Annotated in this window: 5 protein-coding genes; 3 read left to right on the top strand and 2 right to left on the bottom strand. The window is 58.5% G+C overall.

What is annotated here, in order from left to right; genetic code table 11:
• From ACR0P8_RS01970 to trxB, 3 genes are all read left to right on the top strand, one after another.
• A partial coding sequence (locus ACR0P8_RS01970; protein ID WP_432623147.1) for a lipid II flippase MurJ occupies positions 1-1017 on the top strand: 1017 nt, incomplete at its 5' end.
• Between the two features lie 33 nt (positions 1018-1050).
• Positions 1051-2985, top strand: a complete 1935-nt coding sequence (locus ACR0P8_RS01965) for a hypothetical protein (RefSeq protein WP_432623145.1) — start codon at positions 1051-1053, stop codon at positions 2983-2985.
• Between the two features lie 208 nt (positions 2986-3193).
• Positions 3194-4138 (top strand): thioredoxin-disulfide reductase, encoded by a 945-nt coding sequence (gene trxB / locus ACR0P8_RS01960; RefSeq protein WP_432623143.1) that lies wholly within the window; start codon positions 3194-3196, stop codon positions 4136-4138.
• Here the strand turns inward: trxB and ACR0P8_RS01955 are convergent.
• A complete protein-coding gene (locus tag ACR0P8_RS01955) occupies positions 4119-5471 on the bottom strand; it encodes a ParB/RepB/Spo0J family partition protein (RefSeq protein ID WP_432623141.1) in 1353 nt (450 codons plus the stop codon). The genes trxB and ACR0P8_RS01955 overlap by 20 nt on opposite strands.
• A gap of 2 nt (positions 5472-5473) precedes the next feature.
• Positions 5474-6418, bottom strand: coding sequence for a ParA family protein (locus ACR0P8_RS01950; RefSeq protein ID WP_432623157.1), 945 nt, complete (start codon positions 6416-6418; stop codon positions 5474-5476).
• Positions 6419-6633 lie beyond the last annotated feature (215 nt).

Here is a 6633-nt window from a genome sequence, read left to right as displayed (position 1 = left end):
TGGAGCGTCGGCATCGTCATCGTCGACCAGATCGGCAACATCCTGATCACCCGCATCGCCACCAGCGCGCCACGCACGGCACAACTGGCGTTCCACATCAACCCGCTCGACGTGGCCGGCAACGCGACCTACCAGAACGCGTACACCATCTACATGCTCCCCTATTCGCTGATCGCGGTGTCCGTGGCCACCGCCATCTTCCCGAAAATCTCCCGGGCGATCGCCGAACGCAACCTCGCCGAGGCGCGCGACGATCTAAGCCAATCGTTGCGGGTCATGGGCCTGATCATGTGCTTCTTCGGAGCCGCGTTCGTGGTGCTTCCGTTGCCGATCATCCTGTCGCTGCTGCCGTCCGTGACCGTACGCGAGGCGCTGCTCATGTGCGGACCATTGGTCGCACTTGGTCTCGGCATTCCGTTCGCCAGCTCCTACCTGATCATCCAACGAACCTTCTATTCGTTCGAGGACGGCAGGAATCCGTTCCTGTTCACCGTCATGGCCATCGGAACGCAGGTGATCGTCCTGCTGGTCGGCGAGGCGGTATTGCCGCCGACCGAATGGGTCACGTTGATTGGCGTATCCGGCACATTGAGCTTCATGCTACCGTTCCCGATCCTCTTCGTCATGCTGCGCAAGCGATTCAACGGCAACGTGGACGGACGACGCATCTTCCTTTCCTATACGAAATCCATCATCGCGGAAATCGCTGCGATCGTCGTGGGCCTGTTCTGCCGCGACGGCGTCTATCGACTGGTCGGAGCGCGTATCGGACGCGACGACGGCGTCATGAATTGGGGGCAGGCCGTTCTGTCCGCGATGATCCTGGCCATCATCATCGCCATCGTCTATCTGGCATGCCTGTGGGCGCTGCGTTCCGAGGAACTCGTTTCCGTGAAAACCATGATCGTTTCACGTATCCCAGGGCTTGCCAGCAGACCCGTCAAGCCGACCAGCCCCAACGGTAAACTGGGGCGAAGCGACGCCGAAAACGGCGAACAGGAACAGAACCACAAGTAGAATCATCCATCGTTACAGAAGTTGAAGGAAACCATGAAACCTCAACTGGGAGATACCATCAGCAACCGCTATGTGCTGGTTTCGCCATTGCGTGAGGAAACCGGCCTGCAGGTCTGGAAGGCGAGCGACCATGTGCTCGCCAGGGATTGCCAGCTTTTCATCGTCAACAATCGCAAGGCGCTGCAGGACGTCAACGCCACGGCATCCATGCTGGCGATCTCCCACGACTCCCACTTCACCCAGGTCCTTCAGCTCCAGCACGTCGGCGAGGTGGCTCTGGTCGTCACGCAGCTCGATGCCGGCATGCCGCTGACCGAATACCTCACGTCGCGCGACAAGCCGCTGAGCTTCACTGCGATACGCTCCATCCTCGGCGAGGTCGTCGAAGCCTTCCATGTGCTGCAGAAGGACAGCCTCACCCATTTCTCGATCAATACGGATACCGTACGTCTGACCCGCAACGGCGTGGAGATCGCCGACGCCCCCATCAGCGTCATGCTCGCCGACACATCGCGCGCGCAGGTCACGGAAAGCAAGGAACAGCTTGCGATTCGGCAGGTAGCCGCTTTACTGTATTCGCTGCTGACGCGGCAGCCGTCAACCTTGTCCACGGATTTCCATCTTGATGCGATCGCACCGAACGTTCCAATGGAATTCCGCGTGATCTGCAAGCGTGGTCTGAACCTCAAGGAGAAGGATGGCTTCCCGACCGTGCCGATGGCGACCGTCGCCGAATTGGAGGCGTTGCTGGGTGATTACCAGCCGCTTGCGCAACTGCACGGCACCGACGTGATTCTGCCTTCCGCGAACTCGGAATGCTCGATTGTCAACGTCCCCCTATTGCAGGCTCTCGAACAGGACACTTTCCCGCTTCCGGAAACGCTTAGCGAATCCGGCAGTATCCCCGAAATGACGTTTGAAGCCCCCGTTCCACACACCGATCTGTCCGACAGCAAGGAGGCACTGGCCAAGGGCGTGGCGGCGACGAGCGGTGCCGTGAAATCGCTGTGGAAGAACGGTCGTGAAATCCTGACCGAGGAGGATATCGACGGTGCCGACGAAGCGACCGACGACTACCCCTTCTCCTTCCCCATCCGCGTCTCCGCGCCTTCGTCGGATAAGCAGACCGACGATTCGCAGCTGGAGAAGACTGGACGCATTCCGGTGATCGGGCCCGATGGACGCGTCATCCAGCCCGGAGAGGAGTCCGCGCGTGCGTTGAAGGCGGAGCAGGACGCGATCGAGGAGGCGTACCAGAATTCGGTAACAGCCCCCACTCCGCCAAGCTTCGCGCCGAACGGAGGCTCTTCCTCCACTTCAACCGAAGTCGCCGATGCCAAGCTGTTCGGCAACATGAAGACCAAGGTGGCGGCCATCATCGTGGCGGTCGTCGTGGTGGCCGTGGCCTTGGGATTCGCTCTGCACGGGCTGTTCCAGAACTCCTCCTCTTCGGATACCAGCACTTCCGGAGATCCGTGGCCGGAAATGAATCTCGACAAAGTCCCCTTCGGACCGGATGGAACCGCCGCCGATGCGGATTCCTCCGACACTGATGATTCCGCGCAGTCGAACGGCACCACCGAGAAAAGCCCCGACAAGGAGGCCAAGCAGGTCCCCGATCCGAAGGCTCCGGAGAACACCACCGCGTACGAAATCGACAACCGTCAGTTCCTGTCGAATCCGGATGGACAGCAGGGATACGGCTATTATCTGCACCTCAGCCAGTCGCAGAAGGTGTCCCGCATGACGATCAAGATCCGCTCCTCCGGAGGCCAGGGCTATATCCGCGTGAACACCACGTCGAACCCGACCCAGGGCGAGCAGGTGGCCCAATTCGAGTTCGACGCCAGCGGAACCACCGATGTCAAGTTCGACAAGACCGTGGAAACGCAGGATATCCTGCTGTGGGTGCCGCTGAACAGCCTTCCCGGCAGCCAGCTGTACATCGAATCGATTCAGGTGTTCTGATTCCTGATTCGCCGCAATCGCGCGACACGGTAAAAGAGGACGTGTGGAGATTGTTCCGCACGTCCTCTTTTTGTTTCGTTTGTTTAGTTTCGTTTTTTCTTCAGCCACGCGCATCTTCTCGGTTTCACGTGTTCTTCCATTGCAATGTGCCCTTCTGTTTCACGTGAAACATTGTTGCCACGTCCGACCTTGCATTACAGTGGCTATCATGAGTGACGTGCATGATGTTGTGATTATCGGTTCTGGCCCCGCGGGATACACCGCGGCGATCTATCTGGGCCGCGCCGGCTTCAAGCCGTTGGTCGTGGCAGGCGCGCTGACGCCGGGCGGACAGTTGGTCAACACCACCGAAGTGGAGAATTTCCCAGGCTTCCCTGACGGCATCATGGGCCCCGACCTGATGGACAACATGCGCAGGCAGGCGGAAAAATATGGTGCCGACATCATCCAGGACGATGCCGTGTCAATCTCTCGTGACGAAGCGTCCGGCATCACGACCGTCGTTCTCGACGGCGGCGAACGGCATGACGCACGCGCGTTGATCATCGCCACAGGATCCGACTATCGCAAGCTGGGCGTGCCAGGCGAGGCGGAATATGCTGGAAAAGGCGTCTCCTACTGTGCGACGTGCGATGGCTTCTTCTTCCGCGGCAAGCCGATTGTGGTGGTCGGCGGAGGCGACAGCGCCTTCGAGGAAGCGGATTTTCTGTCCCGCTTCGGATCATCCGTAACCCTGATTCACCGTCGTTCCACGTTCCGAGCATCGCACATCATGGTTGAACGGGCGCGGAGCAATCCGAAAATCGATTTCATACTTAACGCCGTGGTCCAGGAAATCCGCGGTGACGACGATGGCGTGCGGGAGGTGGAGGTACGCGACACCGCCACCGGAAAGAGCTCCACAATCTCCGCCAATGGTGTTTTCGTAGCGATTGGGCACACTCCCACAACTGGCTTTCTCAACGGGCTCGTACGCACCGATAAGGCCGGTTATATCGATGTTGAAGGCGCCAGCACGCGTACCAGCATGCCCGGCATCTTCGCCGCGGGCGATTGCGTGGACAGCGTGTACCGTCAGGCCATCAGCGCGGCGGGCATGGGATGCCGAGCCGCGCTGGATGCCCAGGCATATCTCACTTCTGCTGCTGCATAAGCAAATCGACGATCCGGTCCATGTCGTCTTCCGACGTGAACACTATTTCGATGCGCCCATGCTTCTTTGATCCTTTGATGGATACCTTGGTGCCGAAGCGCTTCTCCAGACCAACCTGGACAGGAGTGCCGGCCCACGGGTTGAGCTTGCTGGCCTTCGGCTTCTTCTCCTGGTTGCTTTCAGCCACCTTCATGGAGACGATCTCCTCGGTGCTACGCACGGACAGCCCCTCGGCGATGATGCGCGTGGCCAGCTGCTCCATATCCTCTTCCGTCGGCAATCCAAGCAGCGCACGCGCATGGCCGGCCGACAGCAGACCGGAAGCGACCTTCTTCTGCACGGCGGCCGGCAGATTGAGCAATCGCAAGGTATTGGCGATTTGCGGACGCGACTTCGAAACGGATTTCGACAGCTGCGACTGGGTCAGTCCGAAATCGTCGATCATCTGCTGATAAGCGGCCGCCTCTTCCAACGGATTCAGCGCCACGCGATGCAGATTCTCAAGCAATGCGTCACGTAGCATGTCGTCATCGGCGGTGGTTTTGACGATCGCCGGAATCGTCTTCAAACCGGCGATTTGCGACGCACGCCAACGACGCTCGCCCATGATGAGCTCGTACATGCTATCCATGCGTCCGTCGAACATATTGTGCGGTTCGGCCGGATTTTCGGCAGCTTCCTTACGGGCGGCCTCGATTTGCGATTGCGGACGCTTACGCACGACGATAGGCTGTAGGACGCCGACTTCCTTGATGGATTCCGCCAGCTCACGCAAATCATCCTCGTCGAATATGGTACGGGGCTGATGCAGATTCGGGCCGACATCGCTCACATGCAGTTCCACCAGATAGCCGCCCTGCACCGGCAGCAGTTCCGGTTCGTCGTCCTTCTTCTTCCGTTCGGACGATTTTACCGACGATTCGGTTTCACGTGAAACACTCTTCGAATTGTTGTGTTCGGAAACCGGTTCGGTCGTGGCACCGAAGAACATATCGGCGGGATGGGCGCTTTCGTTCAGTGAGATGGACGGCATGCTGGCACGGTGATGCGCGTTCTTCTTCGTTTCACGTGAAACGCTCTTCTTCATATCCCGAACGGCGTCCACTGACGCACGCGCAGTGGCAGCACCGTTCCTATCGTTCTTCGCATCGACTTTGGTGCCGCTCTTGGCATTGCCTTTGGCGACATCCGGAACATTCTTGGAAATGGCTTTCGCCGGCTCCTCGGCTCGCTCCACGGGCTGCTTTGCGGGTTGCTTCGTGGAGACGGGCTCCCCCGGAAGAGAAGGAAACAGTGCGCCGAGACCTTTGCCAAGACGAGACTTCGTAGTCATAATCAGTTCTCATTCCTTCTTGCGTCAATCGCCTGCAATACCGTCTCGGAACGACGCGAAAGCTCCAACGCGGCCTCGCAATACGCAATCGCTCCCATTCCCTTGGGATCGTATGCGATAACGCTCTGATTGAAGCTCGGCGCTTCGGAGATCTTCACCGTACGCGGAATGGTGGTGTCAAGCACGATCGTCGGATAATGCTTCTTCACCTCGCCATGCACCTCGCGGCTCAGCAACGTGCGCTTGTCGTACATGGTGATGAGCATCGTGGAGACCAGCAACGACGGGTTGTAATGCTCTTGCACCAGGCCAATGGTGTTGATGAGCTGCCCCAAACCTTCCAGCGCATAGTATTCGGCCTGGATCGGAATCAGCATCTCATGCACGGCGCACATGGCGTTGATCACCAACAGGCCCAGGCTGGGCGGGCAGTCGATGATCACGTAATCATAATGATCCTCGCTGGTTTCAAGGAACTCGTCCACCGCGTTCTTCAGCAGAGAATTGCGGTCCGCCATATCGGCGACCTCCAATTCCGCACCACTCAGATCGATGGAAGCGGGAACCACATCGAGGTTCTCAAAGTCGGGACATGTGGTTTTGACTTCCGCAATGCGCTTGCGTCCTTCGATGACGTCATATACGGAAGGCTGTCCGGAAGCGTGCGGAGCGCCCAGGGCGGTGGAGGCATTGCCCTGAGGATCCATGTCGATGAGCAGCACCCTGCAGCCGAAATGAGCCAGGGCCGCGGACAGATTCACTGCGGATGTGGTTTTGCCGACGCCACCCTTCTGATTGGCCACGGCAATCAGTCGCGTCTGCGCCGGTTTCGGGCAGACGGCATGTTCCAGCGCCTTGTACCGCGATGATTCATCCGCGATCTGCGCGCCAACCGGGGAATTCGATCCCTTGAAGATTCGCTTGATGGTATCCGTTGCGGATTCCATCGAAGTCAGATTATCTGGTTCACCAGGTCCAGTCATGAACTAGCCTTCCTATGCATATTCAAACTCAAGTTTCATCATTCGTGTGGACAGATTCCCGTCCGAGCGCAGCCCCTCGCACCATTGTGGACAATGGTGGATAGTTGGTGGATAACCCATCCAATCACCCAAAAGTTATCCACCGAACAATCGTTGCAAATTCAAGCTTTTTTAAAAGC

Origin of the sequence: Bifidobacterium sp., from assembly GCF_050874245.1 — a bacterium.
Taxonomy (GTDB): Bacteria; Actinomycetota; Actinomycetes; order Actinomycetales; family Bifidobacteriaceae; genus Bifidobacterium.
This window is presented reverse-complemented; position numbering and strand designations above follow the sequence as displayed.

Excerpts from the sequence above, each read along its gene's own strand:
- ACR0P8_RS01965 (WP_432623145.1), top strand. The coding sequence starts at position 1,051 with ATGAAACCTCAACTGGGAGATACCATCAGCAACCGCTATGTGCTGGTT.
- trxB (WP_432623143.1), top strand. The coding sequence starts at position 3,194 with ATGAGTGACGTGCATGATGTTGTGATTATCGGTTCTGGCCCCGCGGGA.
- ACR0P8_RS01955 (WP_432623141.1), bottom strand. The coding sequence starts at position 5,471 with ATGACTACGAAGTCTCGTCTTGGCAAAGGTCTCGGCGCACTGTTTCCT.
- ACR0P8_RS01950 (WP_432623157.1), bottom strand. The coding sequence starts at position 6,418 with ATGGAATCCGCAACGGATACCATCAAGCGAATCTTCAAGGGATCGAAT.